Source organism: Ardenticatenales bacterium (genome assembly GCA_020634515.1).
GTDB lineage: Bacteria > Chloroflexota > Anaerolineae > Promineifilales > Promineifilaceae > JAGVTM01.
Map to the genome: position 1 here is coordinate 536,693 of JACKBL010000004.1, position 26,755 is coordinate 563,447.

General features: G+C 54.4%; 32 protein-coding genes. 21 read left to right on the forward strand and 11 right to left on the reverse strand.

All coding sequences use genetic code 11. From position 1 onward, the window contains the following. Nucleotides 1-30 precede the first annotated feature (30 nt). Complete coding sequence (locus H6650_13745; protein ID MCB8953066.1) at nt 31-228, forward strand: hypothetical protein; 198 nt, start codon at nt 31-33, stop codon at nt 226-228. Nucleotides 229-332: 104 nt separating this feature from the next. Here H6650_13745 and H6650_13750 read toward each other — a convergent pair whose 3' ends face one another. After that, nucleotides 333-689 (reverse strand): hypothetical protein, encoded by a 357-nt coding sequence (locus H6650_13750; GenBank protein ID MCB8953067.1) that lies wholly within the window; start codon nt 687-689, stop codon nt 333-335. A gap of 179 nt (nt 690-868) precedes the next feature. Between H6650_13750 and H6650_13755 the strand changes: the two genes are divergently transcribed. From H6650_13755 to H6650_13765, 3 genes are all read left to right on the forward strand, one after another. Further along, a complete protein-coding gene (locus H6650_13755; GenBank protein ID MCB8953068.1) occupies nt 869-1,177 on the forward strand; it encodes a transposase in 309 nt (102 codons plus the stop codon). Then, complete coding sequence (locus tag H6650_13760; GenBank protein ID MCB8953069.1) at nt 1,174-2,181, forward strand: IS3 family transposase; 1,008 nt, start codon at nt 1,174-1,176, stop codon at nt 2,179-2,181. Before H6650_13755 ends, H6650_13760 begins: the two co-directional genes overlap by 4 nt. Before the next feature lie 580 nt (nt 2,182-2,761). Further along, on the forward strand, nt 2,762-3,778 hold the full coding sequence (locus tag H6650_13765) for an RHS repeat-associated core domain-containing protein (GenBank protein MCB8953070.1): 1,017 nt from the start codon (nt 2,762-2,764) through the stop codon (nt 3,776-3,778). Between the two features lie 141 nt (nt 3,779-3,919). Here the strand turns inward: H6650_13765 and H6650_13770 are convergent, their stop codons facing one another. Continuing rightward, complete coding sequence (locus tag H6650_13770; protein ID MCB8953071.1) at nt 3,920-4,186, reverse strand: hypothetical protein; 267 nt, start codon at nt 4,184-4,186, stop codon at nt 3,920-3,922. 330 nt (nt 4,187-4,516) lie between these two features. On the opposite strand from H6650_13770, the gene H6650_13775 reads away from it, so the two are divergent. After that, nucleotides 4,517-5,188 (forward strand): hypothetical protein, encoded by a 672-nt coding sequence (locus H6650_13775; protein MCB8953072.1) that lies wholly within the window; start codon nt 4,517-4,519, stop codon nt 5,186-5,188. A gap of 223 nt (nt 5,189-5,411) precedes the next feature. Here H6650_13775 and H6650_13780 read toward each other — a convergent pair whose 3' ends face one another. Then, on the reverse strand, nt 5,412-6,413 hold the full coding sequence (locus H6650_13780) for an IS4 family transposase (protein MCB8953073.1): 1,002 nt from the start codon (nt 6,411-6,413) through the stop codon (nt 5,412-5,414). 193 nt (nt 6,414-6,606) lie between these two features. Here H6650_13780 and H6650_13785 point away from each other — a divergent pair, with 193 nt between their 5' ends. From H6650_13785 to H6650_13800, 4 genes are all read left to right on the forward strand, one after another. Further along, nucleotides 6,607-7,521, forward strand: a complete 915-nt coding sequence (locus tag H6650_13785; GenBank protein ID MCB8953074.1) for an RHS repeat-associated core domain-containing protein — start codon at nt 6,607-6,609, stop codon at nt 7,519-7,521. A 20-nt stretch (nt 7,522-7,541) separates the two neighbouring features. Next, nucleotides 7,542-8,198 (forward strand): hypothetical protein, encoded by a 657-nt coding sequence (locus H6650_13790; protein MCB8953075.1) that lies wholly within the window; start codon nt 7,542-7,544, stop codon nt 8,196-8,198. Nucleotides 8,199-8,517: 319 nt separating this feature from the next. Then, the gene (locus tag H6650_13795) at nt 8,518-10,359 is read left to right on the forward strand and encodes an RHS repeat-associated core domain-containing protein (GenBank protein MCB8953076.1); all 1,842 of its coding nucleotides are present in this window, start codon (nt 8,518-8,520) and stop codon (nt 10,357-10,359) included. Between the two features lie 26 nt (nt 10,360-10,385). Next, a complete protein-coding gene (locus H6650_13800) occupies nt 10,386-11,018 on the forward strand; it encodes a hypothetical protein (protein ID MCB8953077.1) in 633 nt (210 codons plus the stop codon). Nucleotides 11,019-11,098: 80 nt separating this feature from the next. Here the strand turns inward: H6650_13800 and H6650_13805 are convergent, their stop codons facing one another. Beyond that, nucleotides 11,099-11,428 carry a hypothetical protein gene (locus H6650_13805; protein ID MCB8953078.1) on the reverse strand — a complete coding sequence of 110 codons (330 nt, stop codon included), beginning with the start codon at nt 11,426-11,428 and terminating at the stop codon, nt 11,099-11,101. A 33-nt stretch (nt 11,429-11,461) separates the two neighbouring features. Between H6650_13805 and H6650_13810 the strand changes: the two genes are divergently transcribed. The 8 genes from H6650_13810 (at nt 11,462) to H6650_13845 (ending at nt 17,266) form a co-directional block, all read left to right on the forward strand. Continuing rightward, on the forward strand, nt 11,462-12,472 hold the full coding sequence (locus H6650_13810) for an RHS repeat-associated core domain-containing protein (protein MCB8953079.1): 1,011 nt from the start codon (nt 11,462-11,464) through the stop codon (nt 12,470-12,472). A 17-nt stretch (nt 12,473-12,489) separates the two neighbouring features. Then, on the forward strand, nt 12,490-12,795 hold the full coding sequence (locus H6650_13815) for a hypothetical protein (GenBank protein ID MCB8953080.1): 306 nt from the start codon (nt 12,490-12,492) through the stop codon (nt 12,793-12,795). 310 nt (nt 12,796-13,105) lie between these two features. Next, nucleotides 13,106-14,128 carry a hypothetical protein gene (locus H6650_13820; protein MCB8953081.1) on the forward strand — a complete coding sequence of 341 codons (1,023 nt, stop codon included), beginning with the start codon at nt 13,106-13,108 and terminating at the stop codon, nt 14,126-14,128. Nucleotides 14,129-14,148: 20 nt separating this feature from the next. After that, complete coding sequence (locus H6650_13825; GenBank protein ID MCB8953082.1) at nt 14,149-14,889, forward strand: hypothetical protein; 741 nt, start codon at nt 14,149-14,151, stop codon at nt 14,887-14,889. 81 nt (nt 14,890-14,970) lie between these two features. Next, nucleotides 14,971-15,294: a hypothetical protein gene (locus tag H6650_13830; protein MCB8953083.1), complete on the forward strand. Its 324-nt coding sequence runs from the start codon at nt 14,971-14,973 to the stop codon at nt 15,292-15,294. Nucleotides 15,295-15,406: 112 nt separating this feature from the next. After that, complete coding sequence (locus tag H6650_13835) at nt 15,407-15,619, forward strand: hypothetical protein (GenBank protein MCB8953084.1); 213 nt, start codon at nt 15,407-15,409, stop codon at nt 15,617-15,619. A 14-nt stretch (nt 15,620-15,633) separates the two neighbouring features. Further along, nucleotides 15,634-16,218, forward strand: a complete 585-nt coding sequence (locus tag H6650_13840) for an IS110 family transposase (GenBank protein ID MCB8953085.1) — start codon at nt 15,634-15,636, stop codon at nt 16,216-16,218. 226 nt (nt 16,219-16,444) lie between these two features. Then, on the forward strand, nt 16,445-17,266 hold the full coding sequence (locus H6650_13845) for a hypothetical protein (protein ID MCB8953086.1): 822 nt from the start codon (nt 16,445-16,447) through the stop codon (nt 17,264-17,266). 145 nt (nt 17,267-17,411) lie between these two features. Here H6650_13845 and H6650_13850 read toward each other — a convergent pair whose 3' ends face one another. After that, the gene (locus H6650_13850) at nt 17,412-17,888 is read right to left on the reverse strand and encodes a hypothetical protein (protein ID MCB8953087.1); all 477 of its coding nucleotides are present in this window, start codon (nt 17,886-17,888) and stop codon (nt 17,412-17,414) included. Then, nucleotides 17,885-18,334 (reverse strand): hypothetical protein, encoded by a 450-nt coding sequence (locus tag H6650_13855; GenBank protein ID MCB8953088.1) that lies wholly within the window; start codon nt 18,332-18,334, stop codon nt 17,885-17,887. Before H6650_13855 ends, H6650_13850 begins: the two co-directional genes overlap by 4 nt. Nucleotides 18,335-18,677: 343 nt before the next feature. Between H6650_13855 and ssb the strand changes: the two genes are divergently transcribed. Continuing rightward, entirely contained in the window at nt 18,678-18,938 is a 261-nt protein-coding gene (gene ssb / locus H6650_13860; GenBank protein ID MCB8953089.1) for a single-stranded DNA-binding protein, read from the forward strand. Between the two features lie 7 nt (nt 18,939-18,945). After that, entirely contained in the window at nt 18,946-19,659 is a 714-nt protein-coding gene (locus H6650_13865) for a DUF4417 domain-containing protein (protein MCB8953090.1), read from the forward strand. Here H6650_13865 and H6650_13870 read toward each other — a convergent pair whose 3' ends face one another. From H6650_13870 to H6650_13885, 4 genes are all read right to left on the reverse strand, one after another. Next, entirely contained in the window at nt 19,660-19,911 is a 252-nt protein-coding gene (locus tag H6650_13870; protein MCB8953091.1) for a hypothetical protein, read from the reverse strand. Nucleotides 19,912-20,094: 183 nt separating this feature from the next. Next, nucleotides 20,095-20,310, reverse strand: coding sequence for a hypothetical protein (locus H6650_13875; GenBank protein ID MCB8953092.1), 216 nt, complete (start codon nt 20,308-20,310; stop codon nt 20,095-20,097). Next, on the reverse strand, nt 20,307-20,630 hold the full coding sequence (locus H6650_13880) for a DUF4258 domain-containing protein (GenBank protein MCB8953093.1): 324 nt from the start codon (nt 20,628-20,630) through the stop codon (nt 20,307-20,309). Before H6650_13880 ends, H6650_13875 begins: the two co-directional genes overlap by 4 nt. A 23-nt stretch (nt 20,631-20,653) precedes the next feature. Then, nucleotides 20,654-21,154: an HIT family protein gene (locus H6650_13885; protein MCB8953094.1), complete on the reverse strand. Its 501-nt coding sequence runs from the start codon at nt 21,152-21,154 to the stop codon at nt 20,654-20,656. Between the two features lie 201 nt (nt 21,155-21,355). Between H6650_13885 and H6650_13890 the strand changes: the two genes are divergently transcribed. Next, a complete protein-coding gene (locus H6650_13890; protein MCB8953095.1) occupies nt 21,356-22,888 on the forward strand; it encodes a hypothetical protein in 1,533 nt (510 codons plus the stop codon). Next, nucleotides 22,846-25,200 carry a hypothetical protein gene (locus tag H6650_13895; GenBank protein ID MCB8953096.1) on the forward strand — a complete coding sequence of 785 codons (2,355 nt, stop codon included), beginning with the start codon at nt 22,846-22,848 and terminating at the stop codon, nt 25,198-25,200. The genes H6650_13890 and H6650_13895 overlap by 43 nt, the downstream gene beginning before the upstream one ends. Here the strand turns inward: H6650_13895 and H6650_13900 are convergent. After that, entirely contained in the window at nt 25,111-26,163 is a 1,053-nt protein-coding gene (locus H6650_13900) for a hypothetical protein (GenBank protein ID MCB8953097.1), read from the reverse strand. The genes H6650_13895 and H6650_13900 overlap by 90 nt on opposite strands. Nucleotides 26,164-26,755 lie beyond the last annotated feature (592 nt).

Below are 26,755 nucleotides of genomic sequence, written 5' to 3' on the forward strand. Positions count from 1 at the left end.
ACGCCAGGTAATGAGAGGAACAGAGCAAAAATGGATATTGTAGTCAAAAGCAATCCAGAAAGAAGTGAATTACTTGTCGCTCTTAGCGAGGATGGTATTGAGTATCTTCAAAACATTCTGCGCCAATTAAAAAACGCCGAAGTTGATTCCCATTGGCATATTGATGATTTTAGTGGATGGTTAGGAGGGGAGTTTGCTCATCTTATAATTATGAAAAAAGCGACTTGAACCTTGGGAGGTTGGTCGGAATATGTCCTCCTGTATTCAATACTTTTAGGCTGGTGGAAATGTGGATAACTGGAACAGCCCAGTTACCCACAATTCCACAGCCTCTACGACGACGGCCCACCCCCCACCGGGGGCAGCAGGCCGACTTGCTCGTTAACAACCCACTCTTTTGGCTTTGGCGTGCCGTCCACAGAGTTCGCCAAAGCCAGTAGGCCGCATTGCAACTCATTCACCACCGCCTGCTGGCTGGCCGTTAGCGGCTCCGTTTGCAATGCCGCTGCCAACGTCAACAAGTTGGCGGGGTTGCCGTTCTTGAGGGCGCAGCCGTTTGCTCCTGCCATTAGACTTTCCGCTGCTACCAGATGCAGTTCCATCTGCTCCTCAATCACGGCCATGGCCGCGTAGTAGTCACCGGCCACCGTCTTGTCATGGACCCATTGTGTCAATATAGAGTGGGACACTTCAGACTCAGAATTTAGTGTAGAATTCATGGGCGAAGAGGAACATCATGACACAAAAACAGGCAAACAAACTCAGCAAAAATGGCATTGGACCCGACGACCGACCCGACCCGGAAGTATTGCCGCGTACCAAGAACACGAACCGGCGCACCTTTACCGCCGCTTACAAGCGGTGGGTATTGGAAGAAGCCGAGAAATGCCGGGAATGGTCAGGCGGCATCGGCGCGCTGCTACGGCGGGAAGGATTGTATTCCTCCCATCTGACAACCTGGCGACGGCAGCAGGAAGCAGGCCAGATAGCCGGATTGACACCGCGGAAACGGGGTCCCAAGAGCAATCCTGAAGCGGAAGAAGTGAGCCGGTTGCGGCGGGAAAATGCCCGATTGACACGGCAGTTGGCAAAAGCCGAACTGATTATAGAGGCTCAAAAAAAACTCTCCGCACTACTGGGGATCACCCTGGAGCAGGAGAGCGAGGACAAATCATGAGACGGCAAGTGGGCGAATTGGCGGAACAAACCAGCACGCGCGAGGCGTGTACGGCCCTGGCCTATCCGCGCAGCTGCTACTATCGGCAGCAGCAGGAGAAACCGGCGCGGGAACCCAAACCGGCGTCGCCATCGCCGCGGTCGTTGCCCGTGACGGAGCGAGAGGCGGTGCGGGATACGCTCAACAGTGAACGCTTCGTGGATAGTTCGCCCCGCCAGGTGTATGGCACGCTGCTGGATGAAGGGGAATATCTCTGTTCGGTGAGTACGATGTACCGCATTCTGCGGGCAAACGCGGAAGTGCGCGAGCGGCGTAACCAGAAGCGGCATCCAGCCTACAAAAAGCCGGAACTGGTGGCTACCGCGCCGAACCAGGTTTGGTCCTGGGATATCACCAAGCTGCGCGGCCCTGTCCCCTACGTCTACTATTACATGTACACCATTCTCGACATCTTCAGCCGCTATGTGGTCGGCTACCTGATCGCCCAGCGGGAATTGGCCTCATTGGCCAGGCAACTGGTGGCTGACAGTTGCAGCAAACAGGGCATTGAACCCGACCAGTTGGTTCTCCATGCTGACCGCGGCAGTTCCATGACCAGCAAGACTTTGGCCCTGCTGCTGGCTGACCTGGGTGTGGGCAAGAGTCATTCCCGACCCTACACCTCCGATGACAATCCTTTCTCCGAGGCGCAGTTCAAAACGATGAAATACCGCCCGGATTATCCCGACCGCTTTGGCGGATTACACGATGCCCGCATCTGGGCACGGCCGTTCTTTCATTGGTACAACCATGAACACCGGCATACCAGTCTGGGCCTGATGACCCCGGCCACGGTTCACTATGGCCAGGCCGCTGAATTGACTCTCAAGCGACAAGCTGTTTTGGCCGCCGCTTATGAGAAACATCCGGAACGATTTGTGCATGGGGCGCCCGTTGCGCCGCAGTTGCCAACGGCCGTCTGGATTAATCCCCCGCTGGAGAGGAATGACCAGCAGTCGTCGTAGAGGCTGTGGGTAAGTGGGTAACTCGCAGCGCAGCGGAGAGTTATCCACTTATCCATCAGCCCAGTGAGCGAGGCTTTGTTCACTAATTTATCGGTTTTAGTGTCCCAAAACTATTGACACATTCCGCTTGGCCTTACTTTTGTTGCACCACCTAACACAGTAGAGTATCCCCTTTTACGTTTACCTACTTTAATGGGTAATGCACCGCACATTTATGGTTGGAGGCAACCTAATAGTCATTATCAACAATAGAGGATTGGGAAATATCTTAATGAATAGCGAATCGCCTGTTTTGTCAGCTACTTTCTACGCTTTCCTCGTTCTATGTTCTTTCTACGTACCTTTGCAAGCGTATGCGAGACACATTGAAAAGAAGTTAATGCACGGACATTCTCTCATTTCAACAAGACAGAAAAGTATTTTAATAGCTTATCTGATTTGGTATGTTCCGTTTTTAGCGTTGTTAGTAGTAGGATCACTCGCCATGAGTTCTTGGATAGTAGCTATCACGTTAATCATAGCTGCTGGCTGGATTTGGGTGGGTCATTCTTATGTACGCACAACAAAAACCGGGGGGTAGTTGCCGGCATTTTACACTCCCTACCTCCCCTACCGCACCGCCCCCACGCACTTGCAACCCGCAGGGTTGCCCTACACCGACCGCGGCTTCACCGGCCAGAAGCACAACGACGACCTCGGCCTCATCTACTACAATGCGCGGTACTACTTACCCGGCGTGGGGCGGTTTGTGAGCGCGGATACGATTGTGCCAGGTCCAGCTAATCCCCAATCCCTTAACCGCTACGCCTATGCCCTCAACAACCCCGTCCGGTACACAGACCCAAGCGGACACATAACCAATTGTGCCCTTTTGGGAGCAGAGGAAGACATCGCTGGATGCCAGGAAACAGCATCGTTCTGGAACACGACGACATATCGAGGGAGCAATGCCATTGTTAGCTATCTGCCAGCCCCACCAGGTATCATTCCTGATGGTTGGCGCGTGATAGAAGCAAACTACCCAGAATTGTTCCCCAACCACGCCAGCAACAATGCGCCTGCAAGTGTCTACATTTACTATAGCTTTGTGGCTGATGACGCGGAACAGCTTCTCGATTTCGAACTCGTCGCCCGCATGCTTATTCACGAGCTAGAGCGCGGTTTCCTTTACAATGACCCACTTTACGCAGCTGAGGTTAGCGAGTATTGGCCACAAGACCTGATAGCCCAGGCCTATGTCGTCGTCAACAAATCCCGCGTTAGGAATCAGACTATCCAGGAAATTGTCTGTTCCGATTACGTGGCTGACCCGATTCTTAATCCCCCTGCCTGGGGCAGGTCTGGAACGGTTGTGGAAAGAGCTTATGTTCTTGCTCTCGGAGTAGACCAGGGATGGCTTCGTGACACGTCATTCGGAGCGGATCAGTTTGGACACCAGGACAAGAATGACAGTTCTAATCCGTACGAACTCTACAAAGACCAAACCTATCTGGGTGACTTCGCCGCTGGAACGTGGTGGTATCCTACTCTGGCCGCCAGTCGCATCATTTATCCCTTTGGCATAGTGTCGTCAGACCCAGGTCCTTATTGGAGATAATAATATCACGGTCCTCACCAGCTTCCCGTCGATAAATGGGAATAGCGTAAACAGATTTCAGGCAGTTGGTCAGATTTCTCAATGCGCGCTCAAATCAAGGCAATGACGCCAAAGGGGTAATGACATGATTTATCGTTCATTTCATCTCCATTCAATTCTTGCCGGGTTGGTGCTTTTGTTAAGCGCCTGTTCCCCTTCTCTAGCAATTAATGCCAACGAAACATCACTCCAAACGACTGCGCCTGAATCGGCGGTTTCTTTCACGCCCACCATGTTGCCGCCGACACCAGAAGCAACTGTGATGCGCACACCCCAACCCACACGAACTGCCACAGCCTCTCCATCGCCCGAAATCATATACTCGCCCACATTCACGCCAACCTTGACGCCGACGGAAGAAATACCCATTATCCCACCACCTCCATTCACGGTTAGCATTGCCTTACAGGGATGGTTTGGGTCGCCAGCAGAAGTGAAGGTAGCCGTTTACGATCCGCTTACTGAGGGGATGACCACAATTATACTGTCTGAAACCGTAAGTAATTTGTCCTATGGTCCCCCACGGTGGTCTTCAGATAAAAAAAGCTGATGTTTGCCGTATTCAACGTCGCGGAAAATGCATCTGGATTCTGGGTTTCAGATCCTGGCAACACTAATATACACCAGATTGGTCCGAAGTACCCGCGAGAAATCAACTACGACCACGTTTCTGGAATAGTCGGGTTAGGGTGGTCATTCATGAGCGACTGGTTTGCTTATACCTATGTCCGTTCTCCTGTGGATAGGGAACTACTCTTGCTGGACATGTTATCTGGGAACAGCATCCAGACAGGGGTCAACATGTATTGGGCCGTCTGGTCGCCGTATGACAACCGCCTGGCTTATATTACGATAGATAATGATGCCTTGTACATAGCCGCGCCGGAATCGTTTGACAAGCCACAGCGGTATGGTCATGAGGAGTATGTTGGTACGATGGCCTGGCATCCGACCGAAAATAAGATTCTGGTAGGCACGGGCGATAATTTCGTCATAAGCAGCCTAAACAAGTTATGGTCGCTGGACCTGGATACAGGTCAATGGCAGTTTGTTGGCTCATTTCCCTACCTGTCGCAGATGGCCTATTCACCTGATGGGGCGTTCATTGCTGTTTATGCCCAGCACGCGGCCAAAAAGCTGTCTACCGTAACGATCCTGCGCGCAGATTCAGGTGAAAGCATTGCCCAAATGGAGATGACAGACACATTTTTCCATCGCCTGGATTGGCTGGATGCGCAAACAGTTGCCCTCAGCACGCGCGACAACATACTGGTCTTTCCCGTCCAACAGCCCGAGAATGCGTATTGGGTCTTTGATGAGAACAGTCCGATTTATGCGTATTATGAGCACATTCAAATTGTCGATTGGTGAGGAAGGACTTTCTTTACAAGAAGCTATGAGGGGTTTGCCTGGTACTAAGTCTGTTTTCGACAGGTAAACCTGACAACAGGCAACATTAAATCAGACGCCGAATCGGTTAACAATTGGTATCTATTCAGGTGTGAGTTGAGGCATGAGGACATTACCGTCAAACAGAGACCCCAATGCTTCCCACACATTCAAACCTTGTTTGCGAATTCACTACCGTACATTTTTAATGTAAACCAATGGGCATCTGAAAAGCTACCGGAATAGGCAAGGATTCATTGAGGAAATGGTCCAACAAGTCAAGACCCAGTTGAAACAAACTCAAATCACACCGGTCTGTCCGATGGATGATTGCTACCCATTCGTCTCGTTTGGCGATTGCCCCCAGATAAATGACCCAAATGTAAGCCAGACAAGCAGCTATCAGCAAACGGGCCATACGCTTTGGCTCAGAGACATGACTCTTGTGCAAATGGAAGCCACGACTTTTCTGGTCGGAAAAGAAGGTTTCAATCCGAAAGCGCTTCCCATACCAGTAACACGCTTCCTCGGCCAACTCCATATTGGAGACCAGGTAAATTGGCTCTTTGGCGTCTTTGCGCCACCAGGCCACGACCAGAACCGGGCCATATTTATCTTGTGTGACCATGACATCCGGCAAGGACAGGCAATCGCCCGGTTGCAGATGAATCTCATCCAGGGCGAATTCGTCGCCAGCATCGTCTATCAAGCGATTCTTGGCCGTGCGGCAAACATATTGCCATCCATTGCGGGCGATTTCTGCTTGCAACTGGTTGCCATCAAACTCGCCATCTCCCAGAAAGATGACATCGCTACCCTCCGGCAACAGCGGTTTGACTGTTTGTATCAGTTGGCAGTGCGTTTCCTCAGGGAAATGCTCTTTGCTTCCCCGGACAACGACCCAGGCCAGCGGCAAGGCACGCTTTTGATAGATGACGCTGACCATCAGCGCCAGGCAATTCCGGCCCACTTCACTCCCGTCCATGGCCAACACCAGTGGCCCACAGGTAGCCAGACCAGCCAGCAACGCTTCCAGAAAGGGGGTGAAATAGGTTTGAGCATCAATGTCGTCATTTTGCAGATAACGGCTGAAGCGTTTGATGCGGCTTTCTGTTTTGCTTTGGTCTGGCGCTTTCTTGGCCATTGCTTTCAATTGACTTTTCCCACTGCGAACGATGCCGCTGATCATGCCGGCCAATGTGTTCATATGTCTGGCTTGACGACCAGTCATTCGCTTTGGATAAATTTGCCTCAAACTCTTACTTATGCGACGATAGACGTGGTGATTATCACCTGAGAACTTCCTCGCCGGGCAAGCCGTCGCCATACGGCAAGTCATCCCCGGCGAGAGCAACAACCTGCTGCACCTGCACACCGACCATTTGGGCAGCAACAGCGTCATGAATTATAACAATAGCGGGGGCATGGTCGGCGGCAGCCGGGCCCGCTACCTCCCCTTCGGCAGCTACCGCACCGCCCCCACGCACTTGCAACCCGCAGGGTTGCCCTACACCGACCGCGGCTTCACCGGTCAAAAACACAACGATGACGTTGGACTCATTTATTACAACGCTCGCTACTATCTGCCGGGCATCGGTCGGTTTGTGAGCGCGGATACTTTCGTGCCAGATGCCACAAATCCCCAATCCCATAACCGCTTCAGCTATACGTACAATAACCCGATTAAATACACGGATCCAAGTGGGCATTGTGTATTTGTCCCCCCGTTTGACACAATAGCTTGTATTGCGCTACTGACACTTACATTAACGGGTGATACACCTTTACCCCCTCCCAATTACCCAGTCAATGCTCCGGGTCCAGGAGTATGTAGTTTGTCACTACCTAACTGTTTCGGTGATATAGTTTATCTGAAAGATTTTTCGGGATATGGTGAGGACAACCCGATACCAATTGCAGAATTTGAAGAATTCGCAGATAAAGTTGCTGAAGATTTGTATACACACGATCTTACCTGGCCAGGGTATCTGTCTGACCGGGGAACATACGATACGCCATTTTGCAATGGCGGCGAATCAGAGCGACGTACCGGTGATTCTGATGCGCCAAATGGGCTATGGCCTGCCAATCAACAAGTATGTATTGAAACCATCGGCTGTTCAGGGCGCTCCGAAGTAAACTACATTGCTCAAGGGATGTGGGGAGCGGCCACAGGGGAACCTCTGCCTATCTCGGAAGCAATCGTTCGACTGTGGAAAGGATGGGAATATGGGGAAAAACCATCAGAGGATACACTATTCTGGCTTCAATATGGGTATGACTATTATCTGCACTGGCGGGAAGAACAGGAGTAGCAAACACCAGTACACTAAGGATGAGTGATATGCTTCACTGTTTAGAGGAAGTGTTTTCGTTTTCCCACAAGCGGGATCAGTGGTATCGATTAGTTTTTTTGTTTGCCTTGCTTTCAGTCACCTATTTAGTGTCAGGCTGCCGGTCAACAACATCTCAGGAACTCTATGAAAATGCTAAATTTGGCGTACGCTTGGAGAAACCTGGCAACTGGCGCCTATCATTGAATGAGCGCAGTGGTTCAATTGTATTGGAACCTGAAAGCGGGAATGGGCTTAAGGATTCGGCTCGCATTGAAATCTACGGGTACGCTTGTGTTCCTACGTTGTCCCATAATACCAATGAAACCTTAGAGTCAAATATAGAGAGGATACGTACGTTATACAACTTGGACTCAGTCACAATCATTCAACCGCCAATTCAAGTCGAAACCGGAGACAATGAAATCACCAAAGCCACCATCAGGATACCAACGATGTCACTATCAGAAGACTCAGCTAAAAACCAAGTAGGAGATCGGGGTCCAGACATATTTCAAACAATCGATATGGTTGCCATAAGAGATAGGAATAATCATTCCATAATGGTGTACCTTTATAAAGGTAATAGTGAAGAACTAAACGCTGAAGCGGAAGCGATTGCTGACAGCATTCAATTAACCTGTGCGGCTACCCCCTAAGTTTTGCCATCTGTCGTGTTCTTTCTTTTGGCATTGCCCAAATGTTAAGCCCTGGGGTCTACGAACAAGTTGCTGATTGACTGACAGAGTCAATTACCACCCCCAAAGGGGGTGGCTTGAAATAATGCACCTAGAAGGTGCGATGGTGCTTACCCTATTGTGTCAATATAGGGTGGCTTTGGTCTTCGCTAACCGGGAACGTTAAACAGGCTTCAGACCGCAACAATCTGAAGCGATGAACGTTAACAAAATGGCTTAAATAGCGAGCAAATAGCCTAAAATTGGGTCAAGGTGTCGTTTTTGTTGCCGACGAACGGCAATGCCTGTTTTTGATGATCTAAAAGAGCCACTCACTCCACATATTCGTTGCGACGGCCTGCCTCCGCAAGGCATCACCATCCCCACCGCGGAGACCAGCACCACCGCCCCCTGGCTCAACCTCATCCCCGGCGGCAGCTACAGTTGGAACGTGAAAGCGTGCTACACCCTCACCTGCGGCGACAGCAGCGACTGGTCCGCCCCCTTCACCTTCTCCTACCTCTACCAACCCACCGCCACCCCGCCCGCCCCCACCGCCACCCCCACACCCGGTGGCGGCACCATCGCCCCCACCCCCACCCCCTACGAATGCCCCACCGCCCTGCAAGAGCCGCCCGACGGCTCCACGCAGAGCGAACCACCCACCCTCATGTGGGCAGACCCCTGCGCTCCCGGCGGCGACGTCCTCACCGCCGGCTGGCACCAGGTGGAGATAACGGGACAGAACCAATCCCCCATCATCCTCATCGTCGCCGCCGAAAGCTACGACACCGGCTGGCTGCTCCTCCTCCCCGACAGCTACACCTGGCGCGTCCGTGCCTGTCAGGACGAAGACTGCGTCCAGGCCGGCTCCTGGCCCGAAGCGTGGACCTTCACCTACGACGACCCCGTCCCCACCCCCACCCCACAAAACCCACAAGGCCACGGCGACGACGGCGGCATCCAGAGCGGCTACACCATCGTCCAACGCAGCGTCTACTTCCTCGCCGGGCAGGCCGTCGCCATACGGCAAGTAGTCGAGGGCGGTACAAATAGCCTGCTGCACCTACACACGGACCATTTAGGCAGCAACAGCGTCATGAGTTATAACAATGGCGGGGGCATGGTCGGCGGCAGCCGCACCCGCTACCTCCCCTTCGGCGCCTACCGCACCGCCCCCAGCCAAACCTTTACAGACCGCGGCTACACCGGCCAGCAACACAACGACGACCTCGGCCTCATTTATTACAACGCCCGCTACTACCTGCCCAGCGTGGGGCGGTTCCTGAGCGCGGATACGATTGTACCGGATGCCGGCAATCCCCAATCCTTCAATCACTATTCATATGTTTACAACAATCCGCTTATATTTGTTGATCCTTCCGGGCATTTTACACAAGAAGCTATATGGGACTATGTGTATGACAGCTTGTGTAGCGGCATAGATAGTTGTACTGAAACAGTCATCAACGCCTGGCAAGCTGATGAATTTTGGTGGGCAATGTTGTTAGCAGTGGAGGCGGGAGACACTGTGTATGGTTATCTGAATTGGGACTGGGGATATACTTCGCTTTCTTTTGCTTTCTATTATCAATTCGTTGGTAGAGGAAACACGAGCTTAGATGGCCTGTCTGGATTTTTGCCAGGAGTTAATAGTATGACCCCAAGCCTTATTAATCTTTTTACAGGTCGGAGGAAGGGATCTTTAGGTTCTTCTTATTCATTTGATTGGCACGGAGTGTTCAGAGGAAAAGGGGTTTCTGCGACACCTGTGTTCTTACATCCGAACAAGACGAAATTATCCGCATCGAGGAGGCAAATGTATCAGCCAGGCTCTGGATATGTAAATGACCCAACTGCGGGCGACTACTACACAAGCGCCGGATTGGCTGTGTTGGGTGAAGGAATAGAACAGACTGTATGTGATGCCATCCCCGTTCCAGGTTGCAGCTTTATCTGGAATGGCTTCCTAGCATATGAGGAAACCAGGCTTGGAGGTTACCTTCCAGAACCAGATTTCGTAGTCCGTAATGGGCCAGTTTTCTATTACTATATGTTCCGTGGAGATGGCTATCTTCCCAGCGATTTTTCGGGAGCAGTTGGTGAGGGTTTCCTTACTGTCTATTACTCAGTTCAGCAATAGGATGCGTTATTGTCATGAGGACGAACATGAAACATTCTAACCAAGTCGTGAAGAGGGTTTCCTTCAGTGCCAGAAGGTTTGCCGGCAATTCCTTTCCTAAACGGCGTCTTTGTTTCATAGTAGTTGCTTTCTTTTGTACAGTGGGCTGTACTAGCGCGTCTGCAACTTCAATCTATACCGATGAAGTGTACGGTTTCTCATTTGAATATCCGCGTTATTGGCGACCCGTACAGCTTTCCGAGAACTACCTTAGACTACAGCGGGGTCAGACAGGTATGGTGGAAGCAGAAATTAGATTCTTTAGTGTGAAGCAGCCACCTGAACAGGCTGTTTTGGTGTTCTTAACCGAGTTCCTCCAGTCGCTCAGTAATGATATGGAATTTCGAGAGGATAAGGTCATTATCATTCGACAACCTGATATCGCTATCCATCACCATGGCTATACAGCAGCAGCAGCTCAGATCCAGACTGACGTGTGGTTGGAATTCCCAATTGGCAAAGATGGGAAAAGGATATTGAGGCGCGATTTGATCGACGTTTTGGCAGTCAAGAACAAGGGACTTGTTGTCGTGATTTACATATTTCGCTATCCAGATGCAAATGAGCAGTATACAGAGGAACAGGAGGCTATTGTGAACAGTTTCACTTTTGCGCCATAGTTCTCCGTGTTCGCAATGGAAAATGGTGTCAACTTGGAGAATAAGGTGATCCCCATTGTCGAGACCACGGAACGATAAAGTTAAGGTGGGTCATCGGGTCGCAGAATTGGTACGCTACCCTCATCGTCGCCGCCGAGCATCTCGACACCGGCTGGCTGCTCCTCCTCCCCGACAGCTACACCTGGCGCGCCCGCTCCTGCGCGGACGAAGACTGCATCCAGGCCAGCCCCTGGCCCGAAGCGTGGTCTTTCACCTACGAAGACGCCGCCCCCCCGACGCCACAAAGCCCACAAGCGCCCGGCGGCATCCACAGCGGCTACACCATCACCCAACGCAGCACCTACTTCCTCGCCGGGCAAGCCGTCGCCATACGGCAAGTAGTCGAGGGCGGTACAAATAGCCTGCTGCACCTACACACGGACCATTTAGGCAGCAACAGCGTCATGAGTTATAACAATGGCGGGGGCATGGTCGGCGGCAGCCGCACCCGCTACCTCCCCTTCGGCGCCTACCGCACCGCCCCCACCCAAACCTATACCGACCTGGGCTACACCAGCCAGAAGCACAATGACGACCTCGGCCTCATCTACTACAATGCGCGGTATTATGTCCCTGGTATCGCCCGCTTTGCCAGCGCGGATACGATTGTGCCGGATGCTTCCAATCCTCAATCCTTCAACAGATACGTCTATGGGCTGAATAACCCGCTTCGCTATACAGACCCTACAGGACATCTCTCAGAAGATGAGATAAAGGATTATTTTGGATACGAAGCGGATGAAAACATGACATTGAGAGACAGAATGATAGAGGCTGGGTGGCAAGATTTTCTTGTTGATTGGTTGTTAAATCCGGATACACATTTTGGTGATGTATTTACCTATGAGAACAGTTCCGGCGGTTTTGGCGAAGCGATGCTTGCCTTGTTTGAAACGCAATCTGTAGGTTCTGGAGTCTATGAGGGTGGTTTTTATGGCGTTGGGCGATCACGAGTAGGCCAGCGAGTCCATAGAAGCTCCGTACATTCGCTGAATGATGACACACCACAAGCTGTTTCATTGGAACAAGCTTTTGCAGAAAACTTTGACGCCCTACCCAGAAAAACTGGTTCAGACAGCAGAAACTACTATGATCCGGTAATGTACACCGATCTAAATTCAGCAAAATGGAGTTATTTAGGGACAGGATTTGCAGTTACGGGTGCGGTCGCAACAGGCGCTGTAATTGTTGCGGCCTGTGCATCAAATCCGGCCGGTTGGATTGCTTGTGGGGGAGCTGCTCTAACTACCGGATGGGGAGGGATTTCTGCAACAGCTACCTTTTTGGGTACGGCTACAACTTTGATAACCCCACCGGATCCAACGCAGTACCCATTACTTCAAATCCCAGTCATTTATGGGAACGCTCCCATTTCTTGGGGTTGGGGGCAACCTTCAGGATATTATGATCGGTGAAGGAGACAAAACAAACAATGGCTGAAGATATTTTCCGAGGAATAGGATGGGGTTTGTTTGTAGCAATCTCCTGGTATATTCCGCTAAAAGCGTATACAGAGAAGACAACGCTAAGAACAGAACTTGTTGAGAGCAAATGGCCTCCCCTATTAATATCTTATGTTGTGTGGTATGTGCCTGTTCTAATTTTATTGCTTGGCGCTATCTTGTTTGATAACTTTGCGGGTTGCTCAAGTGTAACAATAGTGGCAATATTGTGGGCTTATACTGGTCACAAATGGATACAAAATCAATCTTCGGACGATAATTCCAGCACGCATTAGAGTAGTGAAAACGCTGTCAGGTAGCTACACCTGGCGCGCCCGCTCCTGCGCGGACGAAGACTGCATCCAGGCCAGCCCCTGGCCCGACGCGTGGTCTTTCACCTACGAAGACCCCGTCCCCACCACCCCCACCCCACAAAGCCCACAAGCGCCCGGCGGCAACGGCGGCGGCATCCAGAGCGGCTACACCATCGTCCAACGCAGCGTCTACTTCCTCGCCGGACAGGCCGTCGCCATACGGCAAGTAGTCGAGGGCGGTACAAATAACCTGCTGCACCTACACACGGACCATTTAGGCAGCAACAGCGTCATGAGTTATAACAATGGCGGGGGCATGGTCGGTGGCAGCCGCACCCGCTACCTCCCCTTCGGCGCCTACCGCACCGCGTCGACGCAAACATTCACCGACTGCGGCTTCACCGGTCAAAAACACAACGACGACCTGGGGCTGATTTACTACAATGCGCGGTACTACCTGCCTGGCATCGCCCGCTTTGCCTCTGCTGATACCCTCGTCCCCGATCCTGCTAATCCACAGCAATTCAACCGGTACTCCTATTCACTTAACAATCCTATCAAGTACTCAGACCCATCCGGACATTGTGCCGCACGCGACGATGCATGTTGGATTCTTGCAGAACAACTATACGAGCAGTATGGATGGTACATTGAGGGAATTTGGTCTGCAAGTGAAATCCAAATATTCCTCGATGCAGGGCAAGCAATTGCTAGCTGGTTTATTCAAAATGGAGGAGGAGATGCTACGGGACGTGTACGCGGAATTCTTGGGGGGACACACTTTGCCCATGCTGATTTTATTGGACAGCTACTTAACGCACACCACGTAAGAGGAAGTACAGTATTCCTGCTCAATGGAAGCTTCGACATAGGAACTGTGGTGCATGAGTTAGGCCATGTGCTAGACAATCGACTCGGCTTTGGTTCCCCAATAGGATCCGCATTATTTGGCAATGGTGTAGCAGATGAAATGTCCCACTTTCTGGGCGGTGATCCTGGTATGTGTGGTTTAAATCGCTCTGTATGTTCTGGATACTCGACGACTGCTGAAAAGGCTTTCCCATCTGTTTACGCTGGCAATGGTCCTTCAGAAGATTTCGCCGAATCTTTCAGACGATCTGTATTAGATAGCGATAGATTTAATAGCAGTCACTCAGTTCGCTCTGCATTTCTGACTGGTTTGGCTGAGTCATTAACGACAACGGAATCAGAGTTTATCCTTTATCCCAGTATCTACCTCTACCGACGAATTGTGCCGGTTCCTGCCCCTGAACCTACGAACCCATTGTCCTCTATTGGGACACCAGTCCCTTAGCATTGTCCTGAAGAGCAGCCATGAACAGTCGTAAGCTCGTCACTTTGCTCAGTTTTTTTGTACTTGGTCTCTCTCTCTGGCTGATTGCACGTATCCAACAGCAACGTCAAGAAGCAGAAATACGAACCAGGTATTACGCGACTATTCTGGGGCAGGCGCCATGTATCGAAAACGTATGCCCAGGTTACAGTGCAGGTCGTAACCAGGCACTCGCATCGTTATCCAATAGCAGTTTCGTTGAAGGTAGTGAACAAGGGGACACAATCATTGGTCTTTTTTTTAAAAGTGACAGTGGGGCGATGATGGGTTCGGGGGGAATTTATTTCGCTGTTGATTCGCAAGTCGGTCCATTGGCAGTTCGCCGCACTAGCTTTCGGTTGCACGAATTGGATTTAAAAACCGTTCTGAATATTCTGGGAGAGCCAGATGAGTTCTTGTTTATTAGTGGTTGCGGTATGGGCCTCCGCGTCCACGCAAAATTATTGTATTTGAGTCAAGGTGTTGAGGTAGTTGTAGATTATCTTACGAGACAACCTGCCTCACAGGTTCTTACTGGCAACACGCCCGTTGCATGGATTGAATACTATTCGCCATCAGATTTCCAAAACCATATTATGGAGTCACTCGAATGGCATATTCTGGACACTGTCACCTATGACTTATCACCTACTATAACAGCTAACAGTTTCCTCCAGCAGATTCAACAATGGCCAGGGATTGACGCCTTGCCAACACCTACTGCCGATTTTTGCCCACGTTGAGTGACGCTCCACCTCCTTGGCGGTGCTGGCTGCTGCCAGCTATCTGTGCCTGATACGTGTGCTTTTGTTAAGATGAAGCCTATGTCTAACCAACGCCTGGTCCTTCACCTACGCGGACGCGACCATGCCCACTTGCCCACTTCCACGTTACAAAGCCCGCAAGCCCACGGAGACGACGGCGGCGGCATCCAAACCGAATACACCATCACCCGGCGCAAAGTCTACTTCCTCGCCGGGCAAGCCATCGCCGTGCGGCAGGTGGTCGAGGGTGGAACGAGTAACTTGCTCCACTTGCACAGCGACCACCTGGGCAGCAATAGTGTGATGAGTTATAACAACGAGGGCGGCATGGTCGGAGGCAGCCGCGCCCGCTACCTCCCCCTTCGGCAAGCTTGTATAGAATAGTAGAAAAAGAGGAGTGTTCCGGGTGTAAAATGACTATAGAACAGTTAAAACGGTCAGCAACGGGAAAGGCGATCGGCTATGAGCCGGACCGACACCTATGAAGGAGCGCGACATGAACCATTCCCAATTACAAGTAGGACTTGACATCAGCCAGAAGCGGCTGGATGTCTGTATGATGCAACCCGATGGCCTCGTACTCGTGAACCATCGCTCTTTTGCCAACAATCGCCGTGGTTGTGAAGCGTTGCAGCACGTTTTGTTGGACGAGATGACCGCCGGAGGATTTACCGGCGTAGACATCGGCGCCGAATCAACAGGCTACTAGATGACAGCTACCCGTTGCCGGCCGAACTGCAAACAGCCGTTCAGACCTTGTTATGCCTGACCCTCGACCACATCGCCTTTCTGGAAAAGCAAGCCGTTCAGGTGGAACATTGTTTGACCCAAGAGATGGAGACCGCTCATCCTGAAGTCAGTCACCTGATCAACATCAAAGGCTTGGGCGTTGTCCTGGCTGCTGGTATCGCGGCAGAGATAGGTGACTTGCAACGCTTCTTTGCCGGTCAGAAGTGGGACAAACGCCGTCGGCGGTTTCGGGACAAGAACCTGCGCGATGTCGAAGATGCCGTCGCCAAATACGCCGGTCTCTGGTGGCCGCGTCATAGTTCGGGTGATTTTGAGGGGGATGAACGGCGATTGAGCAAGCAGGGCAATCACTTCTTGCGCTATTACCTGGTGGAAGCGGCTGATAAATTGCGCCAATATCAGCCTGAATACCAGACGTTCTATGAGCGCAAGTACCGCGAAACCAAGAAACATCAGCACAAACGAGCGTTAGTTCTCACCGCTCGCAAAAGCGTTGGGCTGTTTGTCGGTCTGCTCCACCGCAACGAGCCTTATCGCCCCCAGGAGGCCGAATGCTGAAACGCTTCCGCCATGTGTCCCCTGGCTGCTTGAGTGTCTGACCTGACTACCCTGTAGTTGGCCGGGAGATATGAGGACACCCATATCAGGCTGTAGGTCGTCGCCGAAAAACTGGTTTGGCGTCGGTTCGATTTAGTGTTGTTTTTTTAAGGTTTAGATTAGGCAGGAGTTTGCCTCTTGACAATTACCGCACTCTCAGGGCAGGCTCTCGACAGTCGTTTGTGGGATGGCTGTAGAAGCATTGGCTTATGAAGCCTGCCCGCCGTTGTCCCTCTTTGAGCAAGGGCGTGACTGGCTGCCCGTGGGCAAGAACCTGCGCCAGGCGTACAGCCGCGTCATGCGGCAGGTCGTCAATGCCAACGACGACGCTTCCCCTGAGGTTGATTCGGCGACGCTCAACACAGGCTTCGAGGCCGCCCGCGCTGCCAGCGAAGCGTTCCTGGACCAATGGCCGACGGAGAAGCATCCGCATGTCCTGTTGGGCGCGGCGGCGTACCTGTACGCGCAGGGGCCGCAGCAAGGTGAACCGGTGCGGGATGCCCTTATCTGGCAGTTGGGTCGCCAGCGAGCGGGCGAGGGTAGCGGTCGTGAGCCAGGGATTGCCCACCTGATGCTGGCCGCGCTGCGGCAGATTGGCTTGTTGGGCGAACCGGTGTGGACAAATGCCGGCATGGTCCTCTATTACCAGGACGCTCCCTGCCCGCGCGCGGCGGGTGTGCCCGTGACCATTAACGGGGCCTGGTATAACCTGCTGCGCGCCACCTGCCCGGACACGCCGGCGCAGATGAGCCTGGTGTCGCCGCCACAGCGGGCGCAGGCGAAAGCGCGTATTGCCGACTACGTGCAAGAGCAGTTCCGCGGCCTGCTGCTGACCACATCCGTCACCGACAACGACCGCGTCATTACGCGCACGCCGCTGGGCAACCTGTTTGGCTACGTGCAGCGGGACCACGAACTGGCGGCCATTCGGCATGACCGCTGGCGCATTGCCTGGGCAGCAGCGACCGATGGGAATGTGCTGGCGATTCTGCAACCCGTGCCGGCATAAGGCTGCACTATCTAATCTCGCTGTCAGGTTACGTATACAATGCCGGCAGCGGGCGCTTTATGCGCTCACGAACCGTTGCATAGACGACTACCCGCCGCAAAGAGGTAGGTAGTCGTTTTGCTTTTCACATGATGCAGTATGGGCGCTAGACAAAACCATCAAGATGGGTGACGGGAGAGCGGTAACCAAAGGCAATGAGCCGGGCAAGTAGTTCATTCCCTTCGCTCAGCGCCAGGCGTTGTTGCTGTATGTTGAGTAAAAGAATACCGATAGTCCCTGTGGTGGGGATAGGATAAGCCTGCGCCAGGCGGCGCGCATCAAGATCATCGCTGACAAACAGTCCTTTCTGATGATAGGCAACAGCGATGCAGGTGCGTTCACCCGCTCCCAAACGTGGGTGCAGGCGCTCGGCAAACGCTGTTTCTGTCGGTGTCAGAGTCACCACAGGGAGCACGTGCCAGGTATCTGACGGTAACTGGTGTGTTGCCACGCCAGCAGCGTACTCAGTCTGGACCGCCGGTGTGGTACAGGCGCCGGGCCAGAGGTTGAAGATAAAGTCTGGCCGGTTAATGAGCGCGAAGTTTGTGAGCACGGTATTGTCCAGGAGAACGGGTTGGCTCATGGTGAGGGAACGGCGAAAGCGGACGCGCTTTCCAGGTCACGCGCGATTTCTTCGGGGCTGGCAGGACCCGTGCGCAGCGGAATGTCCAGGCGCAGGCAGCGGGTGCGCAAGTCCAGCCAGGTGAGTTGCAGCAGTTCCGCTGCCCGCCCCAGGCTGATAGCCCCACCCAGGTAGCAAGCGATGACTAGATTGGCTTTCTCTTGCAAAGATGACAATGCGGCCACCGCTTCGTCGCTGAGGCCGATGCCGGCATCTACCTGCGGCGCATGTGTGTGATACTGCAAGGCGGCGCGCAGCAGATAGTAATCCATGATGTCCATGATAGCCACTTCCGGCTGGCCATGATGCTCGACCACAACGGTTTGACCGCGCTGGACAGCCTGTAAGACTTTACGGGTCTGGCGGGCCAACGCCGTTTTGGCGACGTATTGGATAGCTTCCATCACTGATTTCTCCACCGAAACAAAAAAGGACGTATTTTGCGTATTTTACACCATTCCCGAGAAAACTATCAAGATTCCTGACATATTGCCGGCAGGCAGGTTAAGACTGGATAGGGTTTCAACAAAAGGCAGCGGTAGTCATGCCGGCACAAGGAGTTGCGTCACACGCGTTTCTCTGATGGCGACCTCCTCATTGGTCGCCGTTTTCTATATCACGTTGCTGTTCTGTATGTGCCAGTCGCTGTGGTATTCCCCAGGAGGCTGGTCGAGGCAGATGGGGGCGCTATCGCGCCAGATGGGGTGAATTTGTTTTCCCTCCCTCTCACCTGCAAAGGAGCACAAAACCATGTATCAGAAACTCACATTGGTAGGCAATCTGGGGCAGGACCCGGAACTGCGTTATCTCTCTGACGGGCAGCCCGTCGCCAACTTCTCTCTCGCCTGCAACCGGCGCTGGAATGACCGCCACACGGGGCAGCAGCAGGAAGAAGCGGGGCAGGTATCTTCGGGAGGGCAATCGCTGACGCCAGCGGAGCAGCGCGCGCCCGCGCCAGGCGTCCCCGTGGATACGCGTAAATCATCCGGCGTGACGAAGTTAATGGGATAGGTCATTGATGACGCGCACCTCCCATCGCTGGCAGAGCCGCCCGGGGCAGTTCGACGCCCTGCACGCGGGCCACCTGTTTCCGGGTGACAACGCTTACGGCATCCCCGACCTGCGGCATACCCCCGTGAGCCGCATTCCCGCCTGGCTGGTCCCCTACCGGCAGCGGATTCGGGCGCATGCGCCGCCTGATGATGGCGCGGTGCATTTCTTTGCCGACGATTACCGCTTCGAGACGGTGTGGAGCCGACCCTGGAAGGCGTTGTCCGCCCTGCGTCCCTACCCCACCCTGCTTACGCCCGACTTCAGCCTCTACCGCGATTGGCCGCTGATGTTGCAGATGTGGAATGTGTATCGCAGCCGCTGGTGCGGCTGTTTCTGGCAGACGCAGGGCTTTACCGTTATCCCCACCGTGAGCTGGAGCACGGCGGCTTCCTATGACTTCTGCTTTCTGGGCATACCTCGCCGCGGCGCGGTGGCGCTTTCTCCGGTCGGCGTGAAGTTGGACAGCCCGCTCGATTATCAGCTATTTCTGGATGGCTTCCGCGAAATGGTGCGGCGGCTGCAGCCGCTGGTCGTACTCAGCTATGGCCCGCTGCCCGTCGCCTGCCAGGAGATGGTAGAGGTAGTGACCTATCCCACGCGCTGGACGAGTATCCGCGCGGCGCGCCAGAAGAGAACCGTCATGGCTGGGAAGAAAGATGGGGATGAAGGGAGAGGATGATTAAGCGACCTGCAATTTCTCGCGCACCCACTGATGGATCAGGTCGGTGTCGTGGATACCTTTGGACGCGGCTATTTCCTTGACTGCTTCCGCTTCTTCCAGCGGCAGGTGCAGGATGAAGGCCGTTTCCTGTTCAAAGACGGGTTCGAGTATTTCCTCCAATTCATCTTCGAACTCGGTTAAATCATGCGTATCCCAGAAACGGGCTAACTCCTCAATGGAATCGGTTTGCGGTAGTTGTTGTTTGTTCATTTTCTTTGCCACTTTCTGCGGGGGTAATGTGGTGGCGGGCGATGTGTTCAATGCGGTCTTCTGGCCAGATAAGCCCCTGAATCTTCATGGGGCAATTGTAGCACCGACCGATGTACAGGACAGTTTGTTCGCCAGGTGCGCCTCTCTGTTTGTTTTCACGCCAGGGACAGAAAACGGGTTGACTTACGCGGTAACGGGCGTCAATTTGAACACACGCGCGTGTTGCAGAGCGGCGCGGATGTCACCCTGTCGCAGGCTCAGACGCACATCGTCGAGTTTGTAGGCGTCTTCCAGCGACAGGTAAGGAGACCATTCGTCAGCAGTGATGATGAGTTCCACGTCCACTTCTGCGACGTAGTCGCCTTCATGAACAAGCCGGGTCGTTTGTTTGCGGATCATGGTTTTCTCCTGGTGTAATCGCTGGACCAACGTTGGGGGTCAGGGCGGTACGCGGTGACAAGAACGGCTGGCGAGGAAGCGCCTTTCGGGATTCCCCAAACGACATGCACGGGTCTTCCCTCATTGTCCCATTGACATACCAGCACAGAAGGCCCTTTATGATATCTTGGATAATCTTCTACGACGATAGCCGCGGCGATGCCGGCAATCACCTCACGGACCAGAATATCGTCTGCCGCCAACTCGTCGTAGCCATGAGCCGATATCCGCACCTGGCCGGCAGCGGTGAGGCGTTTGATGCTGTCCCATGTTGCGCTCATACGCCAATCATAGTTGAACTGGATCAGGCCGTCAACGAGAAAGCGGCGCGAATCCGGGCGGCCAGGGCGGACATCTCCGCTGTGGAAAGGTCCAGGATGCGGTCTTCCACCTGCAAGGCGGCCAACTGCTGCTCGTGGAAAGGAACCCCGGGCGGCAAGGGGGCGATGTGCCAGTGGACGTGGCTGTTGCCTTGTTGGCTGCCCAGGGAGAGGAGGTAGACGCGTTCTGCCGGCACAACCCGCCGCACCGCCTCCGTCACCCGATAGATGACCGCCTGCAACTGCAAGTATTCCGCCAGCGTGAAATCCCCCGTCACCTGCTCGCGGTGCTGGCGTGGAGCCACCAGAACGTAACCGTAGAGCGGGGGATACGCATTGAGGAAGACGATGGCCTGTTCGTCGGCATGGATGATGTGGTGTGGGTAGTCCGGGTTGCTGGCTGCTATCTCACAGATGAAGCAGGGCCCGGCGGTGATGCGGGCGACGTAGGCGGCCATGTCAAAGGATTTTGTCTTGTTACGCATGATTTTGCCTTTACTCCTTATCGTATCGAGGCTGGGATATCCTCAGGATAACGGAAAAGCGGACACTGGTGCGCCACGCGCGAGCAGCGTTTGGACCACGTTTGGCCTCCTTCGACCTGGCTCAGGACAGGTTTGCCTGGCGGCGGGAGGTGACTGATGGGTGGACGTGGGGCTGGCAGTGTGGGAGGAAACGGGTTCATCATGCCGGCAGACCTGGCCGACCTCCCCTATAACGTCATCAGCTATGCTGACCCGTTGGGCGGCGCGGTCTATCCTTTCCTGAAGCAGACGAAGCGGGCCTGGCGCATCCTCACCTGGCCCGTGGGTGCGGTGGAGGCTCCCCATGCGGCGCACACCTTTGGCCTGGACCAGCCCACGCTGCGCTGGGTCAATGGCAGCCAGGTGAGCGACCTGTACGTGGACGGGATGACGACCCAAGGTTTTCTGGCAGCGACGGGCCTGAAGCTGGACATGCACAAAGGGGGCTTCGTCCTCTCCAAACACTTGTCGCGCCTCATGCGCCCTCACTTCGTCAGCGACTTCTTCCCTCCTGATGAAGTGAATGTCGCCTACATGGAACAATCCGCGGCGGAGGCCAAAGTGTGGGACGGCGCCGGCCTGATTTCGCGCCGGATGCTGCGCAGGCTTATCTTGTCGCATGATCTACCGCCAGCCAAACGAGAGCGGCTGGAAGCGGAACTGCGCCATGCGAAAAGAGTGGAGTTTACCCTCATGACGGAGCGCGGGCAGGACAAGGGGCACGCCATCGTCGCCGACGATTTGCGCGATGATGAGGGTCGTCCGGTGGACTTTCTCCTGCCGCAAGACACGAAGCGGGAAGTGCGCCTGACTGGTGATCAGACGTTCGTGGGGCTGAGCTTCGTCCACGGCCACAACCACATGCGCCTGGACATCCAGAGCCTGATTAACCTGCATCCCTTCTTTCCGGAGCAGCAGCTTCTCAACTGGCTGCAAGAAGAAGGTGATCTGTTCGCGCAGGCGGTGGAAACGGGACAGGTGGCGGAGGTGCAGGCGTGGCCGCTGCGGGAGTACCTGGCCAGCGGTGGGCAGCCGATGTGGTTTCGCAGCCATGTGAAGAGCCTGCTGAACCAACATTTACGGCGGCTGAATGCGTCCACGTTGGGGAAGATGCGGCTGCCGATTCCGGGCGGGCGGCATTATGTGATGCCGGCAGCGATCGGACGACGTGCCGGCATTCCGAACCTGAACATCCCTCGCGGCCACATCCACATTGACCCGCCCAGCGGTACGGCCTGGGTGAATGATGAGGACTGGCTGGCATTGCCGGATTCGCGTATGGGGGTGGGAATTGCCGGCATTCTCGGCGGCGCGGACAACGACGACGCCCTCTGGCTGCATCCCTTCACCGACTATGACGGGGAACGCAAAATGCTGGCCTGGCGCAGCCCCAACCAGGTGGGTGAGTACATCGTCTTACAGCCCATGCCAGACTCTCACCCCCTGCCCTGGGCCACAGCGGACGGAGAAGTCATCTGCTATCCCCAGGCCGACAGCCGCCAGCTTCCACCGCGGGTGGACCAGACGAAGACAACCTACCTGATCTTGACTTGCGGTTTCTCAGTTATGATGCTGTGCCAGCTTCGCAACCGGATGTTGCCATTACTTCAGAGGATATTGCCCTGTTCAACTCACTGCCTACAGAGGGTGATATGGTTACGGCTACGGTTACTCTTCACAACCTGGGTGATTTGAGTGCAGTGCCACACACGCTGGCGTATTACATCACATTGTCGGATGGATCTGACATATACGTTGGTAGCCGCTTAGTCACAGGCGTGGATGCAGGGGGAAGTGTTGATGTCCCATTTGTTTGGGATAGCACCAGTTACACAGGACCCATTACGCTGACAGCAGTCATAGACCCTTATGATCGCCTGCCGGAGGTGAATGAGGACAATAATCAGGCATTTGTAGGATTAACGATGCTTACGCGGCCTGACCTGACGGTGTCGGCAATTGTGCCGGCATCCTCCCCCCGCCTCACTCTCCCCACAGACATCGCCGTCACCACCCTGAACCAGGGAGAGACAGACGCTGCCCTACACACCCTGAGCCTGTACGCCGGCGACCCCGCAGCGGGCGGCGTCCTCATTGGCAGCCAGGCCATTTCCGTCACCGCGGGATTGTCCGTGACCACCGTCTTCTCCTGGACGCCTCCCGCGCCCGGTTCTGTTGACCTGGTAGCGGTTGCCGACAGCGGTCATGCCGTTAACGAATACGATGAAGCCAACAACAGTTACACGGCAGCGGTCTACGTCGGTTGGGGCGATCCGGTGACGATTGATGCCGGCGCGGCTACGGACCTGCCGTATGATGCGAATGTGGGGTATGGGTATGTAAATGCCGGCACGCCCTTCTCCTGCGGCCCCGATCCCATCCACACCGGTCGCCAGGGACAAAGCGGCCTGCCACTCGAGTACCGCTTCGACCACCTCCTCCCCGACCGCTTTTACCATCTCGACCTCATCGTCCGTCCCTGTAACCTCAACCGCCAGCAGCGCATTCGCGTGGATGGCGTAGAGATGTTCCCCGCCCACACGTTTGTGCCCGGCGAGGAATACCACATCTCCCTCTTACTCAACCCCGCCGACTATGCTACGGACCACAGCATCATTGTCAGTCTGGAAAAGAGTGGCGGCACGTACCCCCCCGCAATTAACCTCTTGACCCTCACCGATATTCGCTACTGCTACCGCGACAGCGGCTCACCCGCGGAAGTCGGGTATGCCGGCGCGGCGGATGGCTGCGGCTTCCTGGATGGCGACATCAGCGGCTCGCCTGGCGACCCCGTACAGAGCGTGCGCTACGACCTGGACAACGACGTGCAGTACCAGTTTGACAACCTGGTGGCGTCCGACACGTATCTGGTGGGCGTTACCCTCTTTGACCAGGACAACCTGGGGCTGCAGGAGCATCTGGAGGTAGATGGCACGCCTGTTGGGCCGGTGATAGCCTTGAATGACACGCCGCAATATGTGGTGGCGGAAATGCCGGCAAACACCTACAGCGATGGTCAGGTTGTCGTCGCCATCGTCGAACCCATCAACGGCGGCCCCTTGGTGAGCGAAATCTGGCTGGAGCAGATAACTGACTTCACTGGCCCCGTCATTCCCCCTACCCCCACCCCTACCCCAACAGGCACGCCCACACCTTCTCCCGCGCCCACCGATACGCCTACGCCCACGCTGACGCCGTTGCCCACAGACACCCCAACGCCAACCATTCCGCCCACTCCCACCAATACGCCCACGCCGCCGCCCATTGTCGTGGATGACCGTGACTACGGCATTCGGTACGATGGCTGGTACGGGGGCCAGGATGCGACGGCTCTGGGCGGCGGGTATCGCGCGGCCACGCAGACGAGTCAATACCTCGCCTACCGCGCCACGCAGCCATCCACCAGCGTTATCCTGCGCGTATGCAAAGGCCCAAACCTGGGCATCGCCAACGTGATGATTGACGGCGCGGCAAAACCTGCCCTTGACCTGTACAACCCCAACCCTGCCTGTAACGTGCCCGTGCAGTATACGGGGCTGACGAACAACCAGCACCTCATCTTGTTCCTGCCCTCGGGCCAGAAAAACGCCGCATCCAGCGGCACCGAGGTGCGTCTGGATGCCTTCCAGGTGGGACTGACCCTCACTGATGACAGCCATCCCTCCGTCATCTACACGCACTGGAGCGGCCTGACGCTGGCTCCCGCCTACCAGGGCACGCTGCGCCTGTCGCAAACGGCCACGGCCAACGTCAGTTTCAACGTCAGTGGGACGGCCTTTAGCTGGCTCACGGCTCACTGCCCCATCTGTGGGCAGGCCCTCGTCATCGTGGATGGCTCCCCCGCTGCGCTCGTAGATACCTACGCCGCTTCCTGGCAGTTCCAGATCCCGGAATCGATCATCGGTCTGCCCGACGGCTCACACACCGTCACCATTCGCGTCCTGGGCACGCACAATCCGAACTCTAGCGGCAATATCGTCTTCTTCGACGGCTTCACCGTCCCGTAGCCAGACATGAAAAGGGCAGGAACCCTTACGCTTTTCGTCTTCAACCCGGTCCAGATGTCGCTCCAGGAAGTAGACGGGGGACCAGACCTCAACCTTTATCTCAACGCTATCCTCAGCAACAAGCGTGTGCGTTTGCGTTGGTTGAGACGCTGGCAGGAGATTGTCCCCATGCTTTCGCGCCAATGGGCGCACCACTTCAGCCTGGTGGCGGCTGGGCGTTGGCCCCTTCTTGGAGGTTCGCGGCGGTATCTTGCCTGCTGTTTTGCCGAAGGTGCAGTTCTTGGCTAGCCGTACCACACAGTTATTCACCCCATGTCTAACCGCATCTACCAATGAAAATCCAGCATCAAAGAGGGCCAGGTCTGTCTCCGTCAGCTTTTTGCCGACCTGCTTGTACACCTTTTCCATCTCCGCGGATGGCGCGTTTTGACTCGTATTCCCGCGGACCAGTAGTTCCAGGATGGCGACCCGTTGTTCTCCAACACGCCCTGTTGTCCCCATCATGCCAAATGGCACACCGGGCACCGCTTTGTGGGCATCTGAATCATACGTTTTGCTCTTCAGCCCTTTCACTCGTGCCCTTTTGTATGCCGTCATATCGACGGGTTTCAGCTGGTACCCTTGAATCACCGTTGCCTGCCATTGACCAGCCGCGTCTACTTGCTTTTTCAACTCGTCGAGCAACTCCGCCAGATTGAACTGACCGTACGTGATCGCTTTGGCTGCCCGACGACTCCTTGCGGCTCGTTCTGCCTCATCATCAATGAATGCGCTCAAATACTGGTCGACCGCGGGCATGATGCCACCGCCTGATTCGACAAAGTATCCGCTGTACATCGCGCTGATGACATCACAGATTCCTAAATCGGTTCCTTTCGGCAGCGTGGCAACCATTTGCTCAATTGCTTGTTGCACCTGATAATGGATAGCTGTGGGCGTGTTGGTGTTGGTGTTTGTTTTCACATACTAATCATCCATCAACACGCCCTTTTTTGCACCCCCTGTTTTCTCTCAGTTAGGGAAAACCAAAGATGAGGGGACAATTTCGGCAAATTGCCCTACGGTCAGGTAAGTCGCTATTGTAGGGCAATTCGCTGAATTGCCCTTTTTGTATGAGGGGACAATTTCGGCAAATTGCCCTACGGTAAGGCGTAACGAAGCAAAAGGCTTATGCGGGTATTATATGCCGGCAGGTGGGAGCGTCAATCATCGCTGCGTTCAATCCTGATGGGTTCAAATGCAACCGCACGCATATTTTGTGTATAATGACGACATGGACGCAGCTAAAAGATTACCCTATGTGCGGACATTTGGGGGTTTTGTGTTCAGATGGCGCTTCCCATTCAGGAGGCAATCGTTGGCGCACGCGGAAAGGCGGCCGGTATATTTCCTGTCGATCTAGCGAGAGTACTGCTCTCTGCCAGCGAAACCGATTGGGGACTAATTCGTTGGCTTAACCCACCGACACCAGCACAATTTGTACATGATCTCCACAATATAGGTGAAAGCATCATCCTTTCGGCAATTTAATCTGCTAACTTATTTACGGACGACC

What these genes read in the sequence shown, in the direction of transcription:
- H6650_13745 (MCB8953066.1), top strand. Translation starts at nt 31, where the DNA reads ATGGATATTGTAGTCAAAAGCAATCCAGAAAGAAGTGAATTACTTGTC.
- H6650_13875 (MCB8953092.1), bottom strand. Translation starts at nt 20,310, where the DNA reads ATGATCCGCAAACAAACGACCCGGCTTGTTCATGAAGGCGACTACGTC.
- H6650_13760 (MCB8953069.1), top strand. Translation starts at nt 1,174, where the DNA reads ATGAGACGGCAAGTGGGCGAATTGGCGGAACAAACCAGCACGCGCGAG.
- H6650_13835 (MCB8953084.1), top strand. Translation starts at nt 15,407, where the DNA reads ATGAACCATTCCCAATTACAAGTAGGACTTGACATCAGCCAGAAGCGG.
- H6650_13785 (MCB8953074.1), top strand. Translation starts at nt 6,607, where the DNA reads ATGAATTATAACAATAGCGGGGGCATGGTCGGCGGCAGCCGGGCCCGC.
- H6650_13865 (MCB8953090.1), top strand. Translation starts at nt 18,946, where the DNA reads ATGACGCGCACCTCCCATCGCTGGCAGAGCCGCCCGGGGCAGTTCGAC.
- H6650_13820 (MCB8953081.1), top strand. Translation starts at nt 13,106, where the DNA reads ATGAGTTATAACAATGGCGGGGGCATGGTCGGTGGCAGCCGCACCCGC.
- H6650_13770 (MCB8953071.1), bottom strand. Translation starts at nt 4,186, where the DNA reads ATGGGTATTTCTTCCGTCGGCGTCAAGGTTGGCGTGAATGTGGGCGAG.
- H6650_13880 (MCB8953093.1), bottom strand. Translation starts at nt 20,630, where the DNA reads ATGAGCGCAACATGGGACAGCATCAAACGCCTCACCGCTGCCGGCCAG.
- H6650_13795 (MCB8953076.1), top strand. Translation starts at nt 8,518, where the DNA reads ATGCCTGTTTTTGATGATCTAAAAGAGCCACTCACTCCACATATTCGT.
- H6650_13825 (MCB8953082.1), top strand. Translation starts at nt 14,149, where the DNA reads ATGAACAGTCGTAAGCTCGTCACTTTGCTCAGTTTTTTTGTACTTGGT.
- H6650_13830 (MCB8953083.1), top strand. Translation starts at nt 14,971, where the DNA reads ATGTCTAACCAACGCCTGGTCCTTCACCTACGCGGACGCGACCATGCC.
- H6650_13775 (MCB8953072.1), top strand. Translation starts at nt 4,517, where the DNA reads ATGAGCGACTGGTTTGCTTATACCTATGTCCGTTCTCCTGTGGATAGG.
- H6650_13870 (MCB8953091.1), bottom strand. Translation starts at nt 19,911, where the DNA reads ATGAACAAACAACAACTACCGCAAACCGATTCCATTGAGGAGTTAGCC.
- H6650_13800 (MCB8953077.1), top strand. Translation starts at nt 10,386, where the DNA reads ATGAAACATTCTAACCAAGTCGTGAAGAGGGTTTCCTTCAGTGCCAGA.
- H6650_13890 (MCB8953095.1), top strand. Translation starts at nt 21,356, where the DNA reads ATGCCGGCAGACCTGGCCGACCTCCCCTATAACGTCATCAGCTATGCT.
- H6650_13815 (MCB8953080.1), top strand. Translation starts at nt 12,490, where the DNA reads ATGGCTGAAGATATTTTCCGAGGAATAGGATGGGGTTTGTTTGTAGCA.
- H6650_13845 (MCB8953086.1), top strand. Translation starts at nt 16,445, where the DNA reads ATGGCTGTAGAAGCATTGGCTTATGAAGCCTGCCCGCCGTTGTCCCTC.
- H6650_13885 (MCB8953094.1), bottom strand. Translation starts at nt 21,154, where the DNA reads ATGCGTAACAAGACAAAATCCTTTGACATGGCCGCCTACGTCGCCCGC.
- H6650_13895 (MCB8953096.1), top strand. Translation starts at nt 22,846, where the DNA reads ATGGTTACGGCTACGGTTACTCTTCACAACCTGGGTGATTTGAGTGCA.
- H6650_13780 (MCB8953073.1), bottom strand. Translation starts at nt 6,413, where the DNA reads ATGAACACATTGGCCGGCATGATCAGCGGCATCGTTCGCAGTGGGAAA.
- ssb (MCB8953089.1), top strand. Translation starts at nt 18,678, where the DNA reads ATGTATCAGAAACTCACATTGGTAGGCAATCTGGGGCAGGACCCGGAA.
- H6650_13790 (MCB8953075.1), top strand. Translation starts at nt 7,542, where the DNA reads ATGAGTGATATGCTTCACTGTTTAGAGGAAGTGTTTTCGTTTTCCCAC.
- H6650_13810 (MCB8953079.1), top strand. Translation starts at nt 11,462, where the DNA reads ATGAGTTATAACAATGGCGGGGGCATGGTCGGCGGCAGCCGCACCCGC.
- H6650_13850 (MCB8953087.1), bottom strand. Translation starts at nt 17,888, where the DNA reads ATGAGCCAACCCGTTCTCCTGGACAATACCGTGCTCACAAACTTCGCG.